21 protein-coding genes are annotated in these 22,587 nt (G+C 62.5%); 10 read left to right on the top strand and 11 right to left on the bottom strand.

Features of this window, described 5'->3' with window-relative positions; translation table 11 throughout:
- Nucleotides 1–59: 59 nt before the first annotated feature.
- Nucleotides 60–1,883, bottom strand: coding sequence for a glutamine--fructose-6-phosphate transaminase (isomerizing) (gene glmS / locus NKI59_RS18330; protein ID WP_352705826.1), 1,824 nt, complete (start codon nt 1,881–1,883; stop codon nt 60–62).
- Nucleotides 1,884–2,109: 226 nt separating this feature from the next.
- Between glmS and NKI59_RS18335 the strand changes: the two genes are divergently transcribed.
- Nucleotides 2,110–2,463 (top strand): ADP-ribosylation/crystallin J1, encoded by a 354-nt coding sequence (locus NKI59_RS18335; RefSeq protein ID WP_352705828.1) that lies wholly within the window; start codon nt 2,110–2,112, stop codon nt 2,461–2,463.
- 1 nt (nt 2,464) lies between these two features.
- Here NKI59_RS18335 and glmU read toward each other — a convergent pair whose 3' ends face one another.
- The 3 genes from glmU to NKI59_RS18350 form a co-directional block, all read right to left on the bottom strand.
- A complete protein-coding gene (gene glmU / locus NKI59_RS18340; RefSeq protein WP_352705829.1) occupies nt 2,465–3,826 on the bottom strand; it encodes a bifunctional UDP-N-acetylglucosamine diphosphorylase/glucosamine-1-phosphate N-acetyltransferase GlmU in 1,362 nt (453 codons plus the stop codon).
- Nucleotides 3,827–3,955: 129 nt separating this feature from the next.
- Complete coding sequence (locus NKI59_RS18345) at nt 3,956–4,903, bottom strand: AraC family transcriptional regulator (protein WP_352705831.1); 948 nt, start codon at nt 4,901–4,903, stop codon at nt 3,956–3,958.
- 69 nt (nt 4,904–4,972) lie between these two features.
- Nucleotides 4,973–5,107 (bottom strand): hypothetical protein, encoded by a 135-nt coding sequence (locus NKI59_RS18350; protein ID WP_352705876.1) that lies wholly within the window; start codon nt 5,105–5,107, stop codon nt 4,973–4,975.
- Here NKI59_RS18350 and NKI59_RS18355 point away from each other — a divergent pair.
- Nucleotides 5,093–5,938, top strand: a complete 846-nt coding sequence (locus NKI59_RS18355; RefSeq protein WP_352705872.1) for an SDR family oxidoreductase — start codon at nt 5,093–5,095, stop codon at nt 5,936–5,938. The genes NKI59_RS18350 and NKI59_RS18355 overlap by 15 nt on opposite strands.
- A 53-nt stretch (nt 5,939–5,991) precedes the next feature.
- On the opposite strand, the gene NKI59_RS18360 is transcribed toward NKI59_RS18355, so the two are convergent.
- A complete protein-coding gene (locus NKI59_RS18360; RefSeq protein ID WP_031212847.1) occupies nt 5,992–6,738 on the bottom strand; it encodes a cytochrome c biogenesis CcdA family protein in 747 nt (248 codons plus the stop codon).
- A gap of 187 nt (nt 6,739–6,925) precedes the next feature.
- Between NKI59_RS18360 and NKI59_RS18365 the strand changes: the two genes are divergently transcribed.
- From NKI59_RS18365 to rpmG, 8 genes are all read left to right on the top strand, one after another.
- Nucleotides 6,926–7,303: a COG4315 family predicted lipoprotein gene (locus tag NKI59_RS18365; protein ID WP_352705834.1), complete on the top strand. Its 378-nt coding sequence runs from the start codon at nt 6,926–6,928 to the stop codon at nt 7,301–7,303.
- A gap of 384 nt (nt 7,304–7,687) precedes the next feature.
- Complete coding sequence (gene topA, locus NKI59_RS18370; RefSeq protein WP_352705836.1) at nt 7,688–10,303, top strand: type I DNA topoisomerase; 2,616 nt, start codon at nt 7,688–7,690, stop codon at nt 10,301–10,303.
- Between the two features lie 6 nt (nt 10,304–10,309).
- Nucleotides 10,310–12,616, top strand: coding sequence for a ribonuclease R (gene rnr / locus NKI59_RS18375; protein WP_502901077.1), 2,307 nt, complete (start codon nt 10,310–10,312; stop codon nt 12,614–12,616).
- Entirely contained in the window at nt 12,616–13,068 is a 453-nt protein-coding gene (locus tag NKI59_RS18380) for a DUF983 domain-containing protein (protein WP_023679976.1), read from the top strand. The genes rnr and NKI59_RS18380 overlap by 1 nt, the downstream gene beginning before the upstream one ends.
- A gap of 72 nt (nt 13,069–13,140) precedes the next feature.
- Nucleotides 13,141–13,875 carry an NUDIX hydrolase gene (locus tag NKI59_RS18385; protein ID WP_352705839.1) on the top strand — a complete coding sequence of 245 codons (735 nt, stop codon included), beginning with the start codon at nt 13,141–13,143 and terminating at the stop codon, nt 13,873–13,875.
- 16 nt (nt 13,876–13,891) lie between these two features.
- Nucleotides 13,892–15,067, top strand: coding sequence for an MFS transporter (locus tag NKI59_RS18390; protein WP_023679978.1), 1,176 nt, complete (start codon nt 13,892–13,894; stop codon nt 15,065–15,067).
- Nucleotides 15,068–15,178: 111 nt separating this feature from the next.
- Entirely contained in the window at nt 15,179–15,634 is a 456-nt protein-coding gene (locus tag NKI59_RS18395; protein ID WP_352705841.1) for a YqfO family protein, read from the top strand.
- Between the two features lie 137 nt (nt 15,635–15,771).
- Nucleotides 15,772–15,939: a 50S ribosomal protein L33 gene (gene rpmG / locus NKI59_RS18400; RefSeq protein WP_006201775.1), complete on the top strand. Its 168-nt coding sequence runs from the start codon at nt 15,772–15,774 to the stop codon at nt 15,937–15,939.
- Between the two features lie 67 nt (nt 15,940–16,006).
- On the opposite strand, the gene NKI59_RS18405 is transcribed toward rpmG, so the two are convergent.
- The 6 genes from NKI59_RS18405 to NKI59_RS18430 all read right to left on the bottom strand — a co-directional run bounded on the left by NKI59_RS18405 (nt 16,007) and on the right by NKI59_RS18430 (nt 22,279).
- Entirely contained in the window at nt 16,007–17,074 is a 1,068-nt protein-coding gene (locus tag NKI59_RS18405) for an ABC transporter ATP-binding protein (protein WP_352705843.1), read from the bottom strand.
- 4 nt (nt 17,075–17,078) lie between these two features.
- Entirely contained in the window at nt 17,079–17,927 is an 849-nt protein-coding gene (locus NKI59_RS18410) for a carbohydrate ABC transporter permease (RefSeq protein WP_352705845.1), read from the bottom strand.
- Nucleotides 17,927–18,850 (bottom strand): carbohydrate ABC transporter permease, encoded by a 924-nt coding sequence (locus NKI59_RS18415; protein WP_352705847.1) that lies wholly within the window; start codon nt 18,848–18,850, stop codon nt 17,927–17,929. The genes NKI59_RS18410 and NKI59_RS18415 overlap by 1 nt, the downstream gene beginning before the upstream one ends.
- A 203-nt stretch (nt 18,851–19,053) precedes the next feature.
- Complete coding sequence (locus NKI59_RS18420; protein ID WP_031212851.1) at nt 19,054–20,331, bottom strand: ABC transporter substrate-binding protein; 1,278 nt, start codon at nt 20,329–20,331, stop codon at nt 19,054–19,056.
- Between the two features lie 29 nt (nt 20,332–20,360).
- Nucleotides 20,361–21,548 carry a PLP-dependent transferase gene (locus NKI59_RS18425; RefSeq protein ID WP_352705849.1) on the bottom strand — a complete coding sequence of 396 codons (1,188 nt, stop codon included), beginning with the start codon at nt 21,546–21,548 and terminating at the stop codon, nt 20,361–20,363.
- The gene (locus tag NKI59_RS18430) at nt 21,545–22,279 is read right to left on the bottom strand and encodes a FadR/GntR family transcriptional regulator (RefSeq protein ID WP_352705852.1); all 735 of its coding nucleotides are present in this window, start codon (nt 22,277–22,279) and stop codon (nt 21,545–21,547) included. The genes NKI59_RS18425 and NKI59_RS18430 overlap by 4 nt, the downstream gene beginning before the upstream one ends.
- Between the last annotated feature and the right edge of the window lie 308 nt (nt 22,280–22,587).

Below are 22,587 nucleotides of genomic sequence, written 5' to 3' on the forward strand. Positions count from 1 at the left end.
GCAGCGCGACACTACTGAACCCCAAGGCGCTTTGGAATGGCGAAGTTTTTAAACGAGACCTATTCCACCGTTACCGATTTCGCCAGATTGCGCGGCTGGTCGACATCCGTGCCCATGAACACGGCGGTGAAATAGGCGAGCATCTGGATCGGCAGTGCGTAGATGATCGGCGAGATGATTTCCGGCACGTCCGGCAAAACGATCGTCTCCATCGTCTTCACCGTGGCGTGCGCGGCGCCCTTGCTGTCGGTGATCAGGATGATCTTGCCGCCGCGCGCCGCCACCTCCTGCATGTTCGAAACGGTCTTTTCGAAGATACGGTCATGCGGCGCGATGACGATGACGGGCATGTTCTCGTCGATCAGCGCGATCGGGCCGTGTTTCAACTCGCCGGCGGCATAGCCTTCGGCGTGGATATAGGAAATTTCCTTGAGCTTCAGCGCGCCTTCCAGGGCCAGCGGAAAATTGGTGTCGCGGCCGAGATAAAGCACGTTCTTGTAGTGCGAGAGGTCGCGCGCGACCTTTTCGATCTGCCCGTCGAGCTTTAGCACCTGGTTCGCATAACGCGGCGCTTCCGACAGCTCGCGTATCAGCGTTTTCTCCTGCTCCTGCAAAATCGTTCCGCGCGCCACGCCCGCCCGCACCGCCAGCGAGGCCAGCACGGAAAGCTGGCAGGTGAACGCCTTGGTCGAAGCGACGCCGATCTCCGGGCCGGCCAACGTCGGCAGGATGACGTCGGATTCGCGCGCCATGGTCGATTCGCGCACATTGACGACCGCGCCGATCTTCATGCCGGCCTTGCGGCAGTAGCGCAGCGACGCCAGCGTGTCGGCGGTCTCACCCGATTGCGAGATGAAGAAAGCGGCATCGTTCTTCGACAGCGGCATCTCGCGGTAGCGGAACTCCGAAGCGACATCGATGTCGACCGGCAGCCGCGCATAGCGCTCGAACCAGTATTTGCTGATCAGCCCGGCGAGATAGGCGGTGCCGCAGGCCGAGATCGCCAGCCGGTCGATCTTGGCGAAATCGAACGGCAGGTCCAGCGGCTTCGAGACGCCGCTGACGAAATCAACATAATGCGCCAGCGTGTGCGAGATCACTTCCGGCTGCTCATGGATTTCCTTTTCCATGAAATGGCGGCGGTTGCCTTTGTCGACCATGAAGCTCGTGCTGAGCGACTGTTGGCGTTTGCGGTCGACCTTGTTGCCGCCCATGTCGAAGATATCGACCTCGTTGCGGCGCACAACCGCCCAGTCGCCGTCTTCCAGATAGGTGATCGAATTGGTGAAAGGGGCAAGCGCAATGGCGTCGGAGCCAAGGAACATCTGGCCGTCGCCATGACCGACCGCGAGCGGCGGGCCATTGCGCGCGCCGACGATCAGATCCTCGTCGCCCTTGAACATGATGGCGAGCGCAAAGGCGCCTTCCAGCCGCTTCAGCGCCTTGTGCGCCGCCTCAACCGGCTTCAGCCCCTTGGCCAGTTCGCGCGCCACCAGATGAGCGACGACTTCGGTATCGGTCTGCGAGGCGAAGCTGTAGCCGTCGCGCATCAGCTCGTCGCGCAATTCGGCGAAATTCTCGATGATGCCGTTATGGACGATGGCGACGCCGTCGGAAAAATGCGGATGCGCATTGCTCTCGTTTGGAACGCCATGTGTGGCCCAGCGCGTGTGGCCGATGCCGATCATGCCGTCGAGCGGTTCGTCCTTCAGCCGGCGCTCGAGATTGACCAGCTTGCCCTCGGCGCGGCGGCGGTCAAGCCTGCCGTGCTCGATCGTGGCGACGCCGGCCGAGTCATAGCCGCGATATTCGAGCCTTTTCAGCGCATCGACGATAAGCGGCGCAACCGGCGAGTTACCGACAATTCCAACGATACCGCACATGGCGCTTGCCCCCGATTCCGACCTCAAACCCGGCGCTATTTAGAGACTGCCGGGCTGTCGCGAAAAATCACATTCCATTCGTCCGGTATCAGCCGGACTATCCTGCACAGATGCACCATGACAGGGCGCACTTGCAATCCGGTTACTGCAATTGCTCAGTTTCTCCGCTTATGTATCCTATCTCGGCTCAACGGCTTCAGAAATCAGTTAAAGACATGATGCGGCTATGAACGAACGAATTGACACGGTGACGCTTTGGCGTCCGGTTGGGCCCCGCGAACTGGAGTTGATCCAGAGGGCAGGGATGCGCGCCTTTCCTCCTGGACTTGCCGATCAGCCGATCTTCTATCCGGTCACCAGCGAGGCCTATGCCACCCAGATCGCCCGAGACTGGAATGTGCCCGCGAGCGGATCAGGTTTCGTGACGCGTTTCGAGGTGCGTCGCAGCTTTCTGGACCGCTACAGCGTCCAGCATGCCGGCAGCCGGGCGCATCTGGAATACTGGATCCCGGCCGAAGACCTGTCGGCCTTCAACGATGCAATCGTTGGCGAAATCCAGCTTGTCGCCGAGTTCCGCTAGTCTACCCTTTTTTGTGGGCCGCCGCGGCCTGAGAAAAACGCTCTCGCAACTCCTTGCCCTTGCCTGGTAGAGTCCGCTGGCGGGCGCGGCCGAAGGCCAGCGCATCGTCGGGTACGCTTTCGGTGATGACGCTGCCCGAGGCGATGTAGCCGCCCTTGCCGATCGACACCGGTGCCACCAGCGAGGAGTTCGAGCCGACGAAGGCACCCTCGCCGATATCGGTGAAGAATTTCGAATAACCGTCATAATTGCAGGTGATGGTGCCGGCGCCGATATTGGCACCGGCGCCGATGCGAGCATCGCCGATATAGGTCAGATGGTTGACCTTCGCGCCCTCCTCGACGATCGCCTGCTTTACCTCGCAGAAATTGCCAACCTTGGCCTTGTTTCTCAGATCGGCCCCGGGCCGCAGCCGCGCGAACGGCCCGACATCGCAATTCGACGCGATGGTGGCGCCTTCGATATGGCTGAAGGCATGGATCTTGGCCCCCGTGGCGATTTTCACGCCCGGCCCGAACCAGACATTGGATTCGACGATCGTATCGGCGCCGATCTCGGTGTCGTGCGAGAAGAACACAGTTTCGGGCGCAATCAGCGTAACGCCAGAAAGCATCGCCTCGCGCCGCCGGCGCGCCTGCCAGATACCTTCCGCCTGGGCAAGCTCGGCACGGTTGTTGATGCCGAGCGCGTTCTCGAAACTGGCTTCGGAGGCGACCACATCAAATCCCTGCGCAGCGGCGATCTCGACGATGTCGGTGAGATAATACTCGCCCTTGGCGTTCTTGCTGCCGACTTGATCGAGCAGCTTCAGCGCGTGCCTGCCGGCGACCGCCATCAGCCCGCCATTGCAGAAGGTGATTTTCTTCTCCTCGTCCGAGCAGTCCTTCTCCTCGCGGATGGCCACGAGCTTGCCGGCCTTTTCGATAAGCCGGCCGTAGCCCGAAGGATTTTCCGTACGGAAGCCGACTACGACGACGGCCGCACCTTCCGCCAGCTTCAGCCGCGCCGTCGCGAGCGCTTCCGGATCGATCAACGGCGTGTCGCCAAACATCACCAAGATGTCGTCATAACCTTTTGATATTGCTGCGCGTGCGGCAAGCACGGCGTGCGCGGTGCCGAGACGTTTTTCCTGAACGAAAGCCTCGGCCTTCGGCGCAAACTTGAGTGCGGCCTTGCGCATCTCATCGGCGCCATGGCCGATCACCAGCGCCAACTCGCCGCTGCCGGCGGCTTCGGCCGCCTTGACGACATGGGCAACCATCGGCAGGCCGGCGATTGTGTGCAGCACTTTCGGCACCGCACTTTTCATGCGCGTGCCTTCGCCGGCAGCGAGGATAACGGACAGGCAGGTTCTCTGGCTCATGGGATGGCAACCGTTGAAAGGGGTCTGGAATCGAAGCGTTAGTAGCACTGGCGCCATGCTGCACCAATGCGGTTAAATTCCGGTGAGACGGTGGAATCTCCAACCCGCGACACGCCCAAGCCGATCGGCTCAGGCAGCTTCCGCCTCGTCACGTGACGCGAAGGCCGGAGCCCGGCCACGGCCATATTGCCGTGGTGAACAGTTCATGACCCGCTTGAAGGCTGTGCTGAAGGCGCTTTCGGATTCGTAGCCGAGCGACAGCGCGACGACGGCGACGGGATCGCTGGAATTCGTTAGCCGCTCGCCGGCCAGCAGCATTCGCCAGCGCGTCAAATAGTCCATGGGCGACGCGCCGACCGTCTCCTTGAATCTGAGCGCAAAGGTCGATCGCGACATGCCGGCCCGTCCCGCCAGCTCCTGTAACGTCCAGCCATGCGCCGGATCGTTATGCATGGCGCTGATCGCTGCGCCCATCTGTTTGTCAGCGAGGGCAAAGAGCCAGCCGATGCCACCTTTCAATCCTTCCGAAAGATGCAGCCGCAGCGCCTGAACCAGCATCATGTGGGCGAGGTGCTGGATCACCAGAAAGCCGCCCGGTTGTGGCTCGCGCAGCTCCTGCATCATCCGCTCCACAGACCAGCGCAGCGCCGACTGGTCCGACTCTTTGCGGATATGCACAATGGCTGGCAGCATCCGCAACAGGATGCCGGCATGATTGCCGCCAAGCGCGAAGCGGCTGCTGACCAGAAAGAAATCACCGCCGCCATTGTGAGTCACGACACCGCCGGCCCGCGCTGGCGGAAAAATCTTGACGGCTTCAGCAGGCGTCAAGCTCATGTCGCTTGCAAGACGGAAGGGCCGTCCACTCGGCAGCAGGAAGCAGTCGCCCGTCTCAAGGCGCACTGCATCGGCAACGCCCTCCACTGATAGCCAGCACCGGCCGGAGATCACTGCTCCGGTCTTGATGCTTTGCTGCTGGTCGGGGAACTGGATCGACCATTCACCACCAGCATCGAAACCGGCCGACATATAGTTTCGCGGCTTCAGCAGCGAGAGCACATCTGAAAGGGGATCCACAGGTCATTCCGGACGATTGCGAAGATAATACGGACTTTACCGCATAGATCGTATTTTCTCAAGCGCCTATCACGACACAACTGAGCCGCGAAAATGGTCGTGGTCAGAAACGAACAAGGAGAAGTCGTGATGCGTGTTTTCGTTACCGGAGCGACCGGATTCGTCGGTTCTGCCGTCGTTCAAGAACTCATCGGCGCCGGCCATCAGGTGCTCGGCCTCGCCCGCTCGGCGGCGTCGGCCAAGTCGCTTGCAGCCAACGGAGCCGAGGTGCATCGAGGTGACCTCGACGACCTCGAAAGCCTCAGCAGGGGCGCAGCGGCAGCTGATGGAGTGATCCATACCGGCTTCAACCACGACTTCTCGAAATTCGCGCAAAATTGCGAGATGGACCGGCGCGCCATCGAGTCCTTGGGCGGTGCACTCGAAGGCTCCGAGCGGCCCCTGCTCGTCACCTCCGGAATCGCGCTCCAGGCGCGGGGCCGTATCGCGACCGAGAAAGATGCGCCTGTCCCCTCTTCCGCTTCGTATCCCCGCGCCTCCGAAGCGACAGCCGCCGCGCTGGCGGCACGCGGGGTGCGAGCGTCGGTTGTGCGCCTTCCTCCGTCGGTCCATGGCAAGGGCGACCACGCCTTCGTTCCTATTCTCATCGACCTCGCTCGCAACAAGGGCGTGTCGGCCTATATCGGCGAAGGGCTCAATCGCTGGCCTGCCGTGCATCGGTTCGATGCCGCTCGCGTTTACCGGCTTGCGCTCGAGCATGGAGCCGATGGCGGGCGATATCACGCGATCGCCGAAGAAGGCGTGCCGTTCAAGGACATCGCCGGCGTGATCGGCCGGCGCCTGAACGTGCCGGTCGTCGCCAAGTCCGCGGAAGAGGCCGCCGATCATTTTGGCTGGTTCGCGATGTTCGCGGCGATGGATGTCCCGACCTCGAGCGAGCGGACTCGCGCGCTGCTGGGGTGGGCGCCGAGCGGACCCGGGCTCATCGCCGATATCGACCAGCCGGGCTATTTCGAAGGTGAATGGACCGCGTAGCTGCGGTGCCTTTCGCCGCAGCTACGGCCTCGCGCTTCGGCCGGGCGGCAAACCTATCCCAATTGGCCCAGCACCGGAAAATTCTCGAGCAACCAATAGGACACCGCCTGCACGCCGCCGGTCAGGAAAAACACGCCGGCGACCACCAGCAACGCGCCGATGGCCTTTTCGACGCGGCCGAGATGGACGCGGAATTTCCCGAGAAAGCGCATGAAGGCGCCTGAAAACAGCGCCGCAACGAGGAAGGGAATACCGAGGCCGAGCGAATAGGCGGCAAGCAGCAGCGCGCCCTCGCCCACCGTCTCGCGGCCGCCGGCAAGCGTCAGGATCGGCCCCAGCACCGGGCCGATACAGGGCGTCCAGCCAAAGGCGAAGGCCAGGCCCATGACGTAAGCGGCGATCAGGCTGGCCGGCTTGCCTTGTGACTGGAAGCGCGCCTCGCGTGAAAGCAAAGGGATGCGCAGTACGCCGAGGAAATTCAGCCCCATCAGGATGATCAGCACGCCGGCCGCCATTGCCAGCGGCTCCTGCCAGACTCGCAGCAGATGGCCGATGGTCGAGGCGCCGGCGCCGAGCGCGACGAAGACGGTCGAGAAGCCGAGCACGAAGGCGATGGAGGAATTAACCAGCGCGCCTCGCGCACCGGCCTTTGCCGTAATGCCGGCCTCGCCGCGGAAATCGTCGACCGACACGCCGGCCATATAGCACAGGTAAGGCGGCACCAGCGGCAGCACGCAGGGTGACAGGAACGAAATCGCTCCCGCCCCGATCGCACTGACATAGCCGACGTCCAATGCCATTTCCGTCTCCCGATGACTGCGCAGCCATATAGCCGCGACAACGGCCGTCCGCCAATCACCATCGCGTGGCCCCATCACATTGGGTAGCAAGTCGACGCCCGCCCGGGAAGAAAGGGCAGCCAGGCAGCGTTGATCAAACGAAGCTGCGTTGTTCCGCGCGCTCTTCGAATGATCCAGGGAGAAGTCCATGAAAACGATCGCAATTGGCATGGCCGCGCTTTTGCTCGGCACCACGGCGTCCTTGGCCGCCGAGGCGTGGAAGGAAGCGGAAGTCGGCGGCACCAAGATCTACACCGACGCCAGCGGCATGACGCTCTACACCTACGACAAGGACGAGACGGGCAAGTCGAACTGCTACGACAAATGCGCCGCCAATTGGCCGCCGCTGAAGGCTGACGCCAACGCCAAGGCCGAGGGCGAGTGGACGATCGTCGACCGCACCGACGGCACCAGGATGTGGGCCTACGAAGGTAAGCCGCTCTACACGTTCATCAAGGACAAGAAGGCCGGCGACGCGACCGGCGAGGGTGTCGGCGGCGTCTGGCATATCGCCAAGGCCGACTAGGCCTTGAGCTTCTGATCGGCTTTCAGCACGGTACTTCCTTGCGACTGTCCGAGCAAAATGCCGGGCTATCGATTGCGCGCTTCACAGCATCTGTTCAAGCAGGGCTGGCGCGTGCTCGATGTTTCTCTTATATCCGCGGGAGAGTTTGTCCCGTTCTCCAGGATCAATTGCCGGGCTTGTCCAGCGATAGGCTGTCCATTTCCCTTATCCAGGATTGCGGAAAATCGCATGGCGCCGTTGGGTTGCGCATTCGGTACAGGGCCGCATTTTGACTGCTTGGCCTTGACCGGATGCAAAAGCGCGGCCATGTGAGCGACACATTGAACGAGATTTCGTCGCGCGCAGCGGAATTCTTCTGCCGCATCACAACTGATATGAGACCGTATGGACGTCGTCGTCGTCGAATCGCCGGCCAAGGCGAAGACAATCAACAAATACCTCGGCAAGAACTACAAGGTTCTGGCCTCGTTCGGCCATGTCCGCGATCTGCCGGCCAAGGATGGCTCGGTGCGTCCGGATGAGGACTTTGCCATGTCCTGGGCCGTCGACACCGCGTCTGGAAAGCGTCTCGCCGATATTGCCAAGGCGGTCAAGGACGCCGACGGGCTGATCCTCGCCACCGATCCGGACCGCGAGGGCGAAGCGATCTCCTGGCATGTCCTGGAAGTGCTGAAGCAAAAGCGCGCGTTGAAGGACAAGCCGGTCAGCCGCGTCGTCTTCAACGCCATCACCAAGGCGTCCGTGCTGGAGGCGATGGCCAATCCGCGCCAGATCGACGCGCCGCTGGTCGATGCCTATCTCGCCCGCCGCGCGCTCGACTATCTGGTCGGCTTCACGCTGTCGCCCGTGCTGTGGCGCAAGCTGCCCGGCGCCCGCTCCGCCGGCCGCGTCCAGTCGGTGGCGCTGCGTCTGGTCTGCGACCGCGAATCCGAGATCGAGCGCTTCATCCGCGAGGAATACTGGCAGGTCGCCGCCATTCTCGGTACGCCGCGCAAGGAAAATTTCGAGGCGCGGCTGACCGCCTTCGAGCGCAAGAAGCTGCAAAAGCTCGACATTTCCAACAAGGCGCAGGCCGACGACATCAAAGCGATGCTCGAAGGCGCCAGCTTCAAGGCGGCGTCTGTCGAAGCGAAGCCGACCAAGCGCAATCCCGGGCCGCCCTTCACCACCTCGACGCTGCAGCAGGCAGCCTCATCGGGTCTCGGCTTTTCGGCCAACCGCACCATGCAGGTGGCGCAGCGGCTGTATGAGGGCATGGAGATCGGCGGTGAGACCACCGGCCTGATCACCTATATGCGGACCGACGGCGTGCAGATGGCACCGGAGGCGATCTCTGCCGCACGCGATGCGATTGCCAAGGAATTCGGCCCTAAATACCTGCCTGAAAAGCAGCGCTACTATTCCGCCAAGGCCAAGAATGCCCAGGAGGCGCACGAAGCGATCCGTCCGACCGATTTCATGCGCACGCCGGCTTCCGTCAAGCAGTATCTCGACGCTGACCAGGCGCGGCTTTACGAGATGATCTGGAAACGCGCCATCGCCAGCCAGATGCAGCCGGCCGAGATAGAGCGCACCACGGTCGAGATAGAGGCAGTCAACGGCCCGCGCACCGCCGAGCTTCGCGCTGTAGGCTCCGTTGTTCGCTTCGACGGCTTCCTTGCCGCTTACATCGAGCAGAAGGAAGAAGATTCGGAAGACGAGGAAAGCCGCCGCCTGCCCGAGATCCGTGCCGGCGAGCAGCTCACCCGCGAGGCGATCAACGCCACCCAGCACACCACCGAGCCGCCGCCGCGATATTCGGAAGCTTCGCTGATCAAGAAGCTGGAAGAGTTGGGCATCGGCCGGCCGTCGACTTATACGGCGATCCTGAAGACGCTCGAGGATCGTGACTATGTCACCATCGACAAGCGCAAGCTGGTGCCGCAGGCAAAGGGCCGGCTATTGTCGGCCTTCCTCGAAAGCTTCTTCGAGCGTTATGTCGAGTACGACTTCACCGCTTCGCTGGAGGAAAAGCTCGACGAGATTTCCGACGGCAAGCTCGCATGGAAGGACGTGCTGCGCGATTTCTGGAAGGATTTTTCCGGCGCCGTCGCCGACATCAAGGAGTTGCGCGTCACCGACGTCCTCGATGCATTGAACGAGGAACTCGCGCCGCTGGTCTTTCCCGCGCGGGAAGACGGTTCGAACCCGCGCATCTGTCCGAAATGCGGCACCGGCAACCTGTCGCTGAAGCTCGGCAAGTTCGGCGCCTTCGTTGGCTGTTCGAACTATCCCGAATGCTCCTTCACCCGCCAGCTCGGCGACGCCGCCAATCCCAATAGCGAGAACGGCGGTGGCGAAGACGGCACCAAAGTGCTCGGCAAGGACCCCTATACCGCCGAGGAGATCACGCTGCGCAATGGCCGGTTCGGCCCCTATATCCAGCGCGGCGATGGCAAGGATGCCAAGCGCTCCAGCCTGCCCAAGGGCTGGACTGTCGATTCGATCGATCACGAAAAGGCACTCGCCCTTTTGTCGCTGCCGCGCGACGTCGGCAAGCATCCGGAATCCGGCAAGATGATTTCGGCCGGGCTGGGGCGCTACGGGCCGTTCGTGCTGCATGACGGCACCTACGCCAATCTCGACAGCATCGAGGACGTGTTCTCGATCGGCCTCAATCGCGCCGTCTCCGTGATCGCCGAGAAGCAATTGAAGGGCAAAGGCGGCCGCAATGGCGGCACAGCCGCTGCGCTCAAGGAACTTGGCGAGCATCCTGCCGGCGGCGGCAAGATCGTCGTGCGCGACGGCAAATACGGGCCTTATGTGAATTTCGGCAAGGTCAATGCGACGCTGCCGAAGGGCAAGGATCCGCAATCGGTGACGATCGAGGATGCGGTGGTGCTCATTGCGGAAAAGGAAGCCAAGGGCGGCAATGGCGCCAGGAAGCCCTTCCGCAAAGCGGCCGCGCCTGCGAAGAAATCGGCTGCGGCCAAAAAACCGGCGGCCAGGAAAAAGGGATAGGACGGGTTGGCGCGCAAAGTCTCCGGAAGAAGCCACGGCGATCTGCGCACCGCCGATACCCGTGCCAAGGTCAGGGACAATTACCGGCCTTCACGCGAAGAGATACTGCGTTACATCGCCGAAAATCCGGACCGCGCCGGAAAACGCGACATCGCCAAGGCGTTTGCGCTGCGCGGCGAAGACCGCATCTGGCTGAAGGACGTCTTGCGCGACCTGCAGGATGAAGGCCTGCTGACCAAGGAGCGCAAGCGGCTTGCCCGTGTCGGCGCCCTGCCCCACGTCGCGGTGCTCGACATCTTCGGCCGTGACGCCGACGGTGTGCTGCTGGCGCACCCGACCGAAGCGATTGGCAATGGCGAACCTCCGGTCATAGCGATCCGCGTGTCGCGCGGCGGCAATGGGCCGACGCCTGGTATCGGCGACCGCGTGCTGGCCAAGACCTTTCCGACCGACGATCCGGCAGGCCCCGCCTATACCGGCCGGGTTATGAAGATATTCGAGAAGCGCACCGATGCGGTTCTCGGCGTTTTCCGTGTGCTGAAGGACGGCACGTTCCGCATCGAGCCGGTGGAAAGGCGTCAGCCGGAGCTGGTCGTCGACAAGGAATTCCAGAACGGCGCCAAGAACGGCGACCTGGTCGAGGTCGAGCCGGCGCGGGCCTCGCGCTACGGGCTGCCGCGAGCCAAGGTTCTGGCGGTGTTGGGGTCGCTGACCAGCGAAAAGGCGGTCTCGATGATCGCCGTCCACGCACACGACATTCCACATATTTTTCCCACCGACGTCATCGCCGAGGCGGAGGCGGTCAAGCCGGCGACGCTTGCCGGCCGCGAGGATTGGCGTGAGCTGCCGCTGCTCACCATCGATCCGGCCGACGCCAAGGATCATGACGACGCGGTGTTCGCTATGCCCGACACCGACGAGAAGAACGCCGGCGGCGTGGTTGTCACCGTCGCCATTGCGGATGTCGCTGCATACGTGCGCTATGCCACGGCGCTCGATCGCGAAGCGCTGAAGCGCGGCAATTCGGTCTATTTTCCCGACCGAGTCGTACCGATGCTGCCGGAGCGCATCTCGAACGACCTCTGTTCACTGCGCGAGGGCCAGGATCGTCCGGCGATAGCGGTGCGTATGACTTTCTCGGCCGATGGCCACAAACTCAGACACTCCTTCCATCGCGTCATGATGAAGTCGGCGGCGAAACTCGCCTATCAGCAGGCGCAAGCGGCGATCGACGGCGCACCGGATGACACGACTGGCCCGATCGTCGATACGGTGCTGAAGCCGCTATGGGACGCCTACGCGATCCTGAAGCGCGGCCGCGACACGCGCCAGCCGCTTGAGCTCGATCTGCCCGAGCGCAAGATCCTGCTCAAGCAGGACGGCACCGTCGACAAGGTCGTCGTGCCGGAGCGGCTCGACGCGCACAAGCTGATCGAAGAGTTCATGATCCAGGCCAATGTCGCCGCCGCCGAGACACTCGAGGCGAAGCGGCAGGCGCTAGTCTACCGCATCCACGATGCGCCCTCGCTCGCCAAGCAGGAATCGTTGCGTGAATTCCTGCAGACGCTCGGCCTGTCGCTGGCGCGCGGCGCGCAAATGCGGCCGAACCAGTTCAACGGCATCCTCGCTCGCGTGCGCGGCGCCGACAATGAGGGGCTGGTCAACGAAGTGGTGCTGCGCTCGCAGAGCCAGGCCGAATATTCGCCCGCCAATATCGGCCATTTCGGCCTCAACCTGAAGCGCTACGCGCATTTCACCTCGCCGATCCGCAGATATGCCGACCTCATCGTGCATCGCGGGCTGATTGCCGCACTCGGCCTTGGTCCGGGGGGCCTGACGCAGGACGAGGCGGAGCGGCTGGAAGAGGTCTCGGCGCTGATTTCGGCGACCGAGCGGCGCGCGATGGCCGCCGAGCGCGACACGGTCGACCGGCTGATCGCCGCCTATCTCGCCGAGCGCATCGACGACCGTTTCGACGCCCGCATCTCGGGCGTCACCAAATCGGGCCTGTTTGTCCAATTGCCGCAGTATGGCGCGGATGGCTTCATTCCGGTTTCAACCCTGGGCGGCGACTACTATATATACGACGAAACTGCTCGATCGCTTTTCGGAGAACGCACCGGCAAGGGCTATCAGCTTGCTGATCGCGTCGAGGTTCGCCTGATCGAGGTGGCGCCGATGGCCGGCGCGATGCGTTTCGAGATGCTGACCGAGCCAAAGCCGCTGCCCGGCTCCAAACGGTCGTTCCACAAGGCCAAAGGCCGCGCCCGGGCGTCGCAATCGCGTCCAGGCTCGCGCGGCAGGAGACGGTAATGCCAACAGAACTGCAGGTGGAAGAACGGATTTTCGGTGGTGAACATCACTCGGGCCGGACCGCCCGGCCGCTATGGACGGCAATGAAGCGCGGCATGCTCGGCCGCTGCCCGCATTGCGGCGAGGGCAAGCTGTTTCGCGCCTTCGTCAAGACTGTCGACAAATGCGATCATTGCGGCGAGGAGCTCCACCACCATCGCGCCGACGACCTGCCGGCCTATCTCGTGGTGGTCATTGTCGGCCACATCGTGCTCGGTGCCTTCATGGGTGTCGAGGCAACCTCGACGCTGTCTACCTGGCAGCACATCGCCATCTGGGTGCCATTGACCATCATTCTGGCCGTCGTCCTGCTGCAGCCAGTCAAGGGCGCTGTCATCGGCCTGCAATGGGCATTTTATATGCACGGCTTTGGCGGTGAAGAAGATCTGATCGAGTCGCATCCCGAGGCTTGAAACCGAGGCTGGCGCAATCGGCATGGCTGGACGCCACTTCCGCATTGGAGAAGATTCCGCTAGGTCGAGCGCATGGACGTTATGACCAAGGCGGAAATCCACAAGGGTGAGCGGATCGCGCTCGATGCCAAGCCTATACGCCCGCGCGACGCCGCGACGCTGATCCTGCTCGACCGCAAGGGCGACGAGTTCCTGGTGCTGATGGGCCGGCGCCACGCCGGTCATGCCTTCATGCCGGGAAAATTCGTGTTTCCTGGCGGCCGCACAGATCCGGCCGACAGCCGCATCCCGACAGCCACCGCCCTTCATCCCGAGGAAGAAGCGAGATTGACCGCTGGCATCGGCCGCACCAGCCCGGCCCGCGCCCGCGCCATTGCCCTGTCGGCAATCCGCGAAACCTATGAGGAGGCCGGCTTGCTGATCGGCCAAAAAGGCACCTTCGCGACCGCCAGGCGCGACTGGCAGGGCTTTGTCGAGCACGGCGTCATCCCATCACTGCAAGCGCTGCGCTTCGTCGCACGCGCCATCACCCCGCCCAACCGGGTGCGCCGCTTCGATACGCGCTTTCTCGCCGCATGGCGCGACGATGTCGCCGTTGAACTGCCGGATGGCGGTCCGACCGACGAGTTGGAGGACGTCGTTTGGCTGCCGCTGGCCAAGGCCCGGCAAGCCGATATTCCAGACATCACGCGCACGGTCCTGGAGGAGCTGGAAACCCGGCTCGCCCGGGATCCGCTGCTGAGCCCCGGCGGTCCGGTGCCGTTCTACCGGCTTGTCCGCAATCGCTTCGTCCGCGAAATTCTCTAGAGCAGCCAGGCAATCCATGACAGTCGATATCCAGCCGCAGGGCAAGGAACGCGTACACTGGCTGCCGATGGTCGCGGCGATCTCGTCGATCAGCGTCGTCGGCATTGCCATCGGCCTTGGCATGCCGCTGCTCAGCGTGATCCTGGAAACGCGTGGCCATTCCGCGTCGATGATCGGTCTCAACACCGCGGTCGCCGGCCTCGCTTCGATCGCCGGCGCGCCGCTCGCCACTCCGCTTGCCATGCGGTTCGGGGTCGCCTGGACGATGCTTGCCATGATCGCCGCCGGGGCGCTGGCCTTTGTCGGTTTCCATTTCGCGCCAGCTTTCTGGATGTGGTTTCCGCTGCGCGTGCTGCTGCATATCGCGCTGACGGTGCTGTTCATCCTGTCGGAATTCTGGATCAGCACCTCGGCGCCGCCACACCGGCGCGGACTGGTCCTCGGCATCTATGCCACCGTGCTGTCTCTCGGCTTTGCCGCCGGGCCTTGGCTGTTCGCCCATCTCGGCAGCAGTGGCTTCCTGCCCTTCGGCGTTACCATCGCCTTGGTTACGCTCGCTGCCATACCGGTCCTGGCGGCACGCAACGAGAGCCCGACGATCGTCTCGGACGGCGAAACCAGCAATTTCCTGCGTTACATCTGGCTGGTGCCGACGGCGACCGCCGCCGTGCTGGTGTTCGGCGCGGTCGAGACCGGCGGCTTTGCACTGTTCCCGGTCTACGGTAGCCGCATCGGCTACTCAGAGGCGGACGCCGCCCTTTTGCTCACCATGATCGGGCTTGGCAATGTGCTGTTGCAGATCCCGATCGGCATGATCAGCGACCGCGTCAGCGACCGCCGCTATCTGCTGATGGCCTGTGCCACTGTCGGGCTTGCCGGCACGGTCTTCATGCCGTTCTTCGCGCATAACTGGCATTTGATGGCAGCGCTTCTGTTCATCTGGGGCGGTGTGGTCGCCGCTATGTATACAATCGGTCTTGCTCACCTCGGCTCCCAGCTTTCCGGCCACGAACTGGCCTCCGCCAACGCCGCCTTCGTGCTTTGCTACGGCGTCGGCATGGTGCTTGGCCCGCAGGCAATCGGCATCGGCATGGACGCTTTCGGGCCGTCGGGCTTCGGTTGGGCGCTCGGCCTGTTCTTCGCCTGCTATATCGTGCTGGTCGGCACCAGGCTGCTCCGCAAAATCCTCTGAGTCGGCCCAGCTGCCGACATCGCTCCCACTGCTGACCAACTACTGACACAACCATGTCAGGAGGGCTCGAGTATATGCTCCCCCCAAAGTGCATTAGCAGGGAGACCTCGGATGATCGACAGTGGCTTTGAAACGAAATCGCTGCGGATGGAATTGCTGCTGCTGGTGACCTTTCAGGCACCGGCAGCCGATGTCGACCGCATCATGGAGGCGGTGGTCGCGATCGTACCGCTCGGAATGGGCAAATATGACAGCAATGCTTTCCAGTCGGCGGACGGCATCGAACGCTACCGGCCGCTTGAAGGTGCCGCCGCCGGCGCCGAGACGGAATTGCGCAGGCGGTCGGGCACTGTCGAGGTGTCGTTCGAACTGCCCGACGACCAGAAGCTCGCCGCACGCGTCGTCGAAGCGATTTATCAGGTTCACAGCTATCAGGAACCGGTGATCCGCATTCAGCCACTGCTTGCCAGCCGCTCCAAGGGTCTCGACGACCGCGCCAACCCGAACCGCTGGTGGAACACGACGGGAGACCGGAAGAAGGCGTTGCCAGTCAGGGAAGACGCATAAATCTGGACAAGGGTGAATGTGGACAAGGGTTGACTTTCCGGGCGCGTTCTTTATGTGTCGCGGCAAGTTTCCCGCGTCCGGGTGTTTCCCCGTGCTCCAGCGGCCAAAACTCCACGAACATTTAACGGACGAATATCATGGCCAAAGCCGCAAACATCAAGATCAAGCTTCTGTCGACCGCCGACACCGGTTTCTTCTACGTGACCAGCAAAAACAGCCGCACCAAGACGGACAAGCTGTCGTTCCGCAAATACGACCCGGTCGCCAAGAAGCACGTCGAATTCAAGGAAACCAAGATCAAGTAATCGGGTTTTCTCTCGCAGTACCGAAACGCCGCCTTCCGGGCGGCGTTTTTCATTTCGGGATGCAGGGTTAGCCGATGCGATCGCCGCTTGCCGGATTGAACAGATGGAGCGATGCCGGATCAGCCGACAGGCGCACGGCCTCACCCGGCTTCACGCTGGCCCGGCCCATGGCAAACACGCAGACCTGCTGGCCGGCAAGCCTGGCATAGAACTGGGTGGACAGGCCGAGCGGCTCCACCACGCCCACCTCGCCCTTCAGTGCGCCATTGTCGGCGAGCCGGATATGCTCGGGCCGCAAGCCGACGGTGATCGTATCGCCATCCCTGAGCGGCAGGCCGTCTGGCAGCCTCAGCTTCTGGCCGTCGGCCAGGATGGCATCCGGCTTGGCGCCCTTTTCAACCACGGCAGGCAGAAAATTCATGCCAGGCGAGCCGATGAACCCGGCGACGAACATGTTGACCGGCCGGTCGTACAGATCGAGCGGCATACCGACCTGCTGGACGAGGCCGTCATGCATGACGACGATGCGGTCGGCCATTGTCATCGCTTCGGTCTGGTCGTGGGTGACATAGACCGAAGTGGTCTTCAATTGCTGGTGCAGCGCCTTGATCTCGGCACGCATGTGAACGCGCAGCTTGGCATCGAGGTTCGAAAGCGGCTCGTCGAAGAGAAAGACCTTCGGGTCGCGCACGATGGCACGGCCCATGGCGACGCGCTGACGCTGGCCGCCAGACAATTGCCGCGGCAGGCGCTGCAGAAACGCATCGAGCCCGAGCCGCTTGGCGGCACCGTCCACCCTTGCATCGATCGCCGGCTTGCCGACCTTTCTCAGCATCAGGCTGAAACCCATGTTCTTCGACACGTCCATGTGCGGATAGAGCGCGTAGGACTGGAACACCATGGCAATGTCGCGGTCCTTTGGCGCAATGTCGTTGACCAGGCGCTCACCAATATGGATTTCGCCGTCGGAGACCTCCTCCAGCCCGGCGATCATACGCAGCAGTGTCGATTTCCCGCAGCCGGACGGGCCGACCAGAACGACGAACTCGCCGTCGGCGATTTCGAGATCGACCGAGTGCAGAACGCGCACGACTCCATAGTCTTTGCGGACTTTGTCGAGTGTAACGGAGGCCATCGATCTATCCCTTGACGGCGCCGGCGGTAAGGCCGGTGACGAGGTAGCGTTGCAGGAAGGCAAAGAAGACGCAGACCGGGATCAGCGCCAGGATGGAAGCAGCCATCATCTGTCCCCAGTCGACCGCGAATTTGCCGATATAGGTGAGCAGGCCGACCGCGAAGGTCTTCTGGTCGTCGCTGGAAATCAGCATCAGCGCAAACAGCAACTCGCTCCAGGCGGCGGTAAAGACGAAGCCGAGCGTCGCGCCCATGCCGGGTAGCGTCAGCGGCACGATCACCTTGCGCATCGCCTGCAGGCGCGTGCAGCCGTCGATCATGGCTGCCTCTTCCAGGTCTCTCGGGATGCCGTCGAAGAAAGATTGCATCAGGAAGGTCGCAAAGGCCGTATTGAACGCGGTGTAGATGATGACGAGGCCAGTCAGGCTGTTGATGAGGCCGATCTGCCCCATGATGCGGTAGATGGGCGGAATGACCATCACCAGCGGAAAAGTCTGGGTGAGCAAAAGCAGGATGGCCAGGGTCGCCTTGCCGCGGAAGGAAAATCGCGACATGGCGTAGCCGGCCAGCGTGGCAATGACCGTTACGAAGGCTGCCGTCGACACCGAAACGATAACGCTGTTCAGGAAATAGCGTGGAAAATCGGTGGCTTCGAGCACGGTGACGAAGTTCTGCAGCGTCGCTTGCGACGGCCAGAAAGTGATGCCTTCGGAATAGAGCAGCCGCTCCGGCGTAACGGAGATCTTCAACGTCCAGAAGATCGGGAACAGCGCGAAGGCCATATAGGCACCGATGGCGCCGTAAAGGCCGATGCCGCCGAGAATGCGCGAGGAAGCGGAGCGTCCGGCAATCATCAGACGTGCCTCACCAGCGAACGGCGGATGCCGATAAGCGCAACCGCGTAGACGATGAGCAGCACAAGCAGCAGGACCGCCACTGCCGAGGCATAGCCTTTGTCCAGCGACTTGAATGCGCTGACATAGATATAGACCGGCACTGTGGCGGTCGAACCGGCAGGCCCGCCTTCGGTCATGACGAAGATCAGGTCGGCGAATGTGGCGATCCATATCGTGCGCAGCATGACGGTAATGACGATGGTCGGCGCCAGGAACGGCAGCGTCACCTTGGTGAAGCGCTGCCACGGCGAGGCGCCGTCGATCGCCGCCGCCTCATGCAGTTCTGACGGGATCGACTTCAACGCCGCCAAAAGCGTGATGGCAAAAAAGGGAATGCCAAACCAGACATTGGCGACGATCGGCCCCCACATGGCTGTCGAGGGATCGGAGAGCACGTTGGTTGGCTCGGCTTTCAGCCCCAAGGCGTAGAGCCAATGCGGCAGCGGCCCGATGATCGGGTTGAACAGCCAGGCCCAGGTCAGGCCCGAGAGGAAGGACGGTACCGCCCAAGGCAGGAACACCACCGCCTGCACGATCTTTCTGCCCCGGAACGGCGTATCGAGCAGCAGCGCCAGGCCAAGTCCAAGGAAAAATTGGAAGAACAGGCTGGCTGCCGTCCACCATAGCGTGTTGACGAGCGCCTGCCCGAGCACGGGATCCGACAGCATCGCCTGATACTGCCCAAGCCCGACATATTCGGATTTGAAAGCGGAGAATTTGCGGAACGAGTAGCCGACACCGATAACCAGCGGCACCAGCAGCACGACGACCAGCAGCGCGATCGCCGGGCTGAGATAGAGCCAGGGCTCGATCGCGGCATGGGATAGCCGCTTCTTTCGCGGCCTGCCGGCGGATCGGATTTCGGACACGGCATAGGTCATTGGTACTGGATCGTCTCCTGGGTAAGCACGGGCTGGCGACAGCGCCTTCCCCGTTTACGGGGAGATGCCGGTCCACCCTCCGCAGCTGCTGCGGAGGACGGGCAGGCAGATGAGAGGCAACACGAGCCACGACGGGTTGGCGCCGCCCCTCATCCGTCACGTCGTGACACCCCCTCCCCGTGAACGGGGAGAAGGAACAAAAGCTATTTCTTGTTCTTGGCCAGCCAGTCCTGCTGTTCCTTGGTCAGGAACTTGGCCCATTCGTCGGCCACGTCCTTGGCCGCTTTCTGGCCAAGCAGCACTTCCTGAAAATTCTTAATCGCCACCTGGTCGACGAAATTGCCGAGATTTTCCAGATGCGTCGGAGGCGTCACCATCTCGTATTTGTCGCCGTTGTTCAGTTCCTCGAACCAGCCTTTGAACTGCTCGGTCCTGAAGTGAGCGTCCTGGTCGGCGCCGTTGTGGATTGGAATGACGCCGACTTCCTTTGCCCATTCCAGATTGTCCTTGGGCGACAACAGCGTTGCCATCAGCTTCCAGGCATCGTCCTTGTGTTGGGAATTGGCGAACATCGCCCAGCCGGCATAACCGAGCGTCGGATAGGATTTGCCGCTCGGCCCGACCGGCATCGGCGCCACGGCGAAATCGTCGGCGCTCATCTTGTCGGCGATGCCGAGCAGCGCGTCGGGATCCTGGTTCAGCATGGCGCAGGTACCGCTGTAGAAGCCGGTGACGGTCTCGTTAAAACCCCAGCTCACCGCATCTTTCGGCGCCAGGCCGTTTTTGTACATGTCGGCGAGCATCTGCAGGCCCTTGACCGAGCCTTCCTCATTGATGGTCGAGGTGCCGTCCTCGTTGAAATAGCCGCCCTTGCCGGCTGCGATGTTCATGAACATATGCATGCCGTTGAACGCGCCCGGGCCGCCGCGCAGGCAATAGCCGTATTTGCCCGGTATCGCCGAGATTTTTTTGGAGTCTTCGACGAATTCATCGAGCGTCGCCGGCGGACCGTCCAGACCGGCCTCCTTGAACAGCTTCTTGTTCCAGAACAGCGCGTTCAGGTAATAGCCGTAAGGGATCATGTACTGCTTGTTATCGACCGTCGAGCCGAACTGCTTGGCACGCTCGCCCAGCGTTTTGGCATCGTCCCATTTGGCCATGTATGGCCCGAGATCCTCGAGCTGGCCGTTGGTCGCATAGAGGCCCATCCAGCGCTCCGGCATCTCGACGATGTCGGGCGTGTCGCCGGCCTGCACCATGGTGAGGAACTTCTCGAACGCCTGGCCCCAGGGCAGCGATACCAGCTCGACCTTGACACCCGGATTGGCCGCCTCGAATTCGGCGATCTGCTTCTTGAGGAATTCGGTACGCGGCGGGCTGGTGATGACCTCGACCATCTTGACCGTGGAATCGGCCAGCACGCTGCCGGCGGAAATCGCCAGACCCGCGACGGCACCAAGAAGGATGCTCAGTTTTTTCATGTTCAGCACTCCCATTTTGAACGGCTCCTTTATCTTTTTGCTCTGTCGAAGGCCTGGGCAACATCCGCCCACAGGTCTTCGACACTTTCCAATCCGACACTGAAGCGGATGGTTCGTGGGCTGACGCCGAAGCGCGCCATCGAATTCAGGCCCGGCGTCTGCTCGAGCGAGGCCTTTGCCGGAACGACCAGGCTCTCATGGCCGCCCCAGCTGACGCCGATGCGAAAGAGTTTCAGCGCATCGACGAAAGCCGGGATGTCGACGTCTTCCGTCACTTCGAACGAGAACAGCCCGGCATAGCCGGCAAGCGTCGCCTTGCCTGGATGGTTGGAATAGGCCGGGTGGTTGACCCGCTCGACATGGTCATGCGCTTTCAGCCGTTCGGCGATGGTCAGCCCGCTCTTCATGTGATGCGGCAACCGCAGCGGCAATGTGCGCAGGCCACGCAGCAACAGCCAGGCCTCGAAAGGCGAAAGTTTGCCGCCGAGATAGGAATAGGTCTGCTCGTTGATATGTCGGATATGGGCGGCCGAACCGGCCACCACACCGGCGACGGTGTCGCTGTGGCCGCCGAGATATTTCGAGGCCGAATGCAGCACCAGGTCGACACCGTTCGAAATCGGCTTCTGGAACACCGGCGTCGCCCAGGAATTGTCGATCGAGGTGATGATGCCCTGCTCTTTGGCCAGCCGCGCCAGCTGGGTTATGTCCTGGAGCTCGAACATCATCGACGTCGGGCTTTCCAGGTAGAGCAGCTTGGCGCCGGGAAGTGCTGCCGCGACCGCGTCCGGATCGGAACCGTCGACATAGTCGACCTTGATGTTGAGCCGTGGCAAAAGCCGTTCGAACAGCCGGTAGGCATCGCCGTAGCAATTGCGCACAACAACCATGCGCTCACCGGCACCGACGAAAGCAAGCACCGTGGCGCTGATCGCCGCCATGCCGCTGGAAAAGCCGCGCGCGGCCTCCGCGCCTTCGAGAGCGGCGATACGCGCCTCGAACTCCATGACCGTCGGGTTGTCGCCGCGCGAATAGATCGGCTGACGTCGCCTGCCGGCGAATGTGTCGGCCATCTCGGAATAGTTGGCGAAGGTGAAGAGCGAAGTCTGGTAGATCGGCGGGACCACCGCGCCGCCGGGGAAAGGCTCGTCATGGGCGAGAAGCGTCGCTGCCTCGGCGAGATAGTCGATTTCGAAACCGGCGGGATGATCGCTCATTTCTGGCCTGAAAGTTCGAGTTTGGCCGCGCCGCGCTTCAGATCGTCCTCGACGGTGGCGATCAGCTTGAGCGCCTCGGCCCGGGCCCCCTCCGGATCGTGCGCGGCGATGCGTTTGTAGATGGTGCGGTGGTAAGGAAAGCTGGCGTGGCCGAAATCACGCACGCCGAGCGGATGCTCCCAGAAACGATGGAACAGTTCGTGCATGGCGGCGATGATCTGCTCGAACAGCGGATTGCCGGAACTGCGGTAGATCGACTGGTGGAATTCCCAGTCCTCCTCCGCCGACATCCCGGCGCGGGTGTGGAAGGCCTGCTCCATAATGTCGAGCTTGCGCCCGATCTCGACGAGATCTGCCTGGCCCGCGCGGACGGCGCACAGGGCGGCGGCTTCCGCTTCCAGTGCCCGGCGGATTTCCAGCGTCTGCATCAGGCTGGTGAAATCATTGCCGCCGGCCAGCGTCAGCGGCATGTGCAGCATGTCCAGCGAGACCACTCCCTTGAGATAGGTGCCGCTGCCTTGCCGCCGTTCGACCAGGCCGAGCCCTTCCCAGCGCGTCAGCGCCTCGCGCACGGTGTTGCGGCTCACCTTGAGGCGCTCGGCGAGGATGCGTTCGGTCGGCAGTCTCTGGCCGGGCCCGAGAGCTTCCCGCATCACAAAGCCGGCCAGCGCCTTGAGCACCGCGTCGTCGCGAGCAGTTGCCTGTATGGGGGAAAGGCCGAATTCGGTCATGCCAACGGGTCACCAAATGGCTCAATGGTCCAACCAATTTCTGCATAGAAGACTGGCCCTGTCAATCGACTGCGGGCGCATACGCCCTGCCCAGCCGGCTATTTCAAAGGGCGCTGTCGCTGCCGCAACAAAAACCAAGCGTTTCCGGGTCTTGGCGTAGAATCCTGATGTGTTTTGAAAATTGGGGGCCGGCCGGCGTTTGGCAGCGGTACGAGGAGGCCACTATGTGCCAGCGCCGGCCGGCCGACCCCACGGACCCAGGAGATGCGGCGGACCTGAGCATCATGGGGTATTCTTCGGGTCGAACC

Origin of the sequence: Mesorhizobium sp. M0598, assembly GCF_040320865.1 — a bacterium.
Lineage (GTDB): Bacteria > Pseudomonadota > Alphaproteobacteria > Rhizobiales > Rhizobiaceae > Mesorhizobium.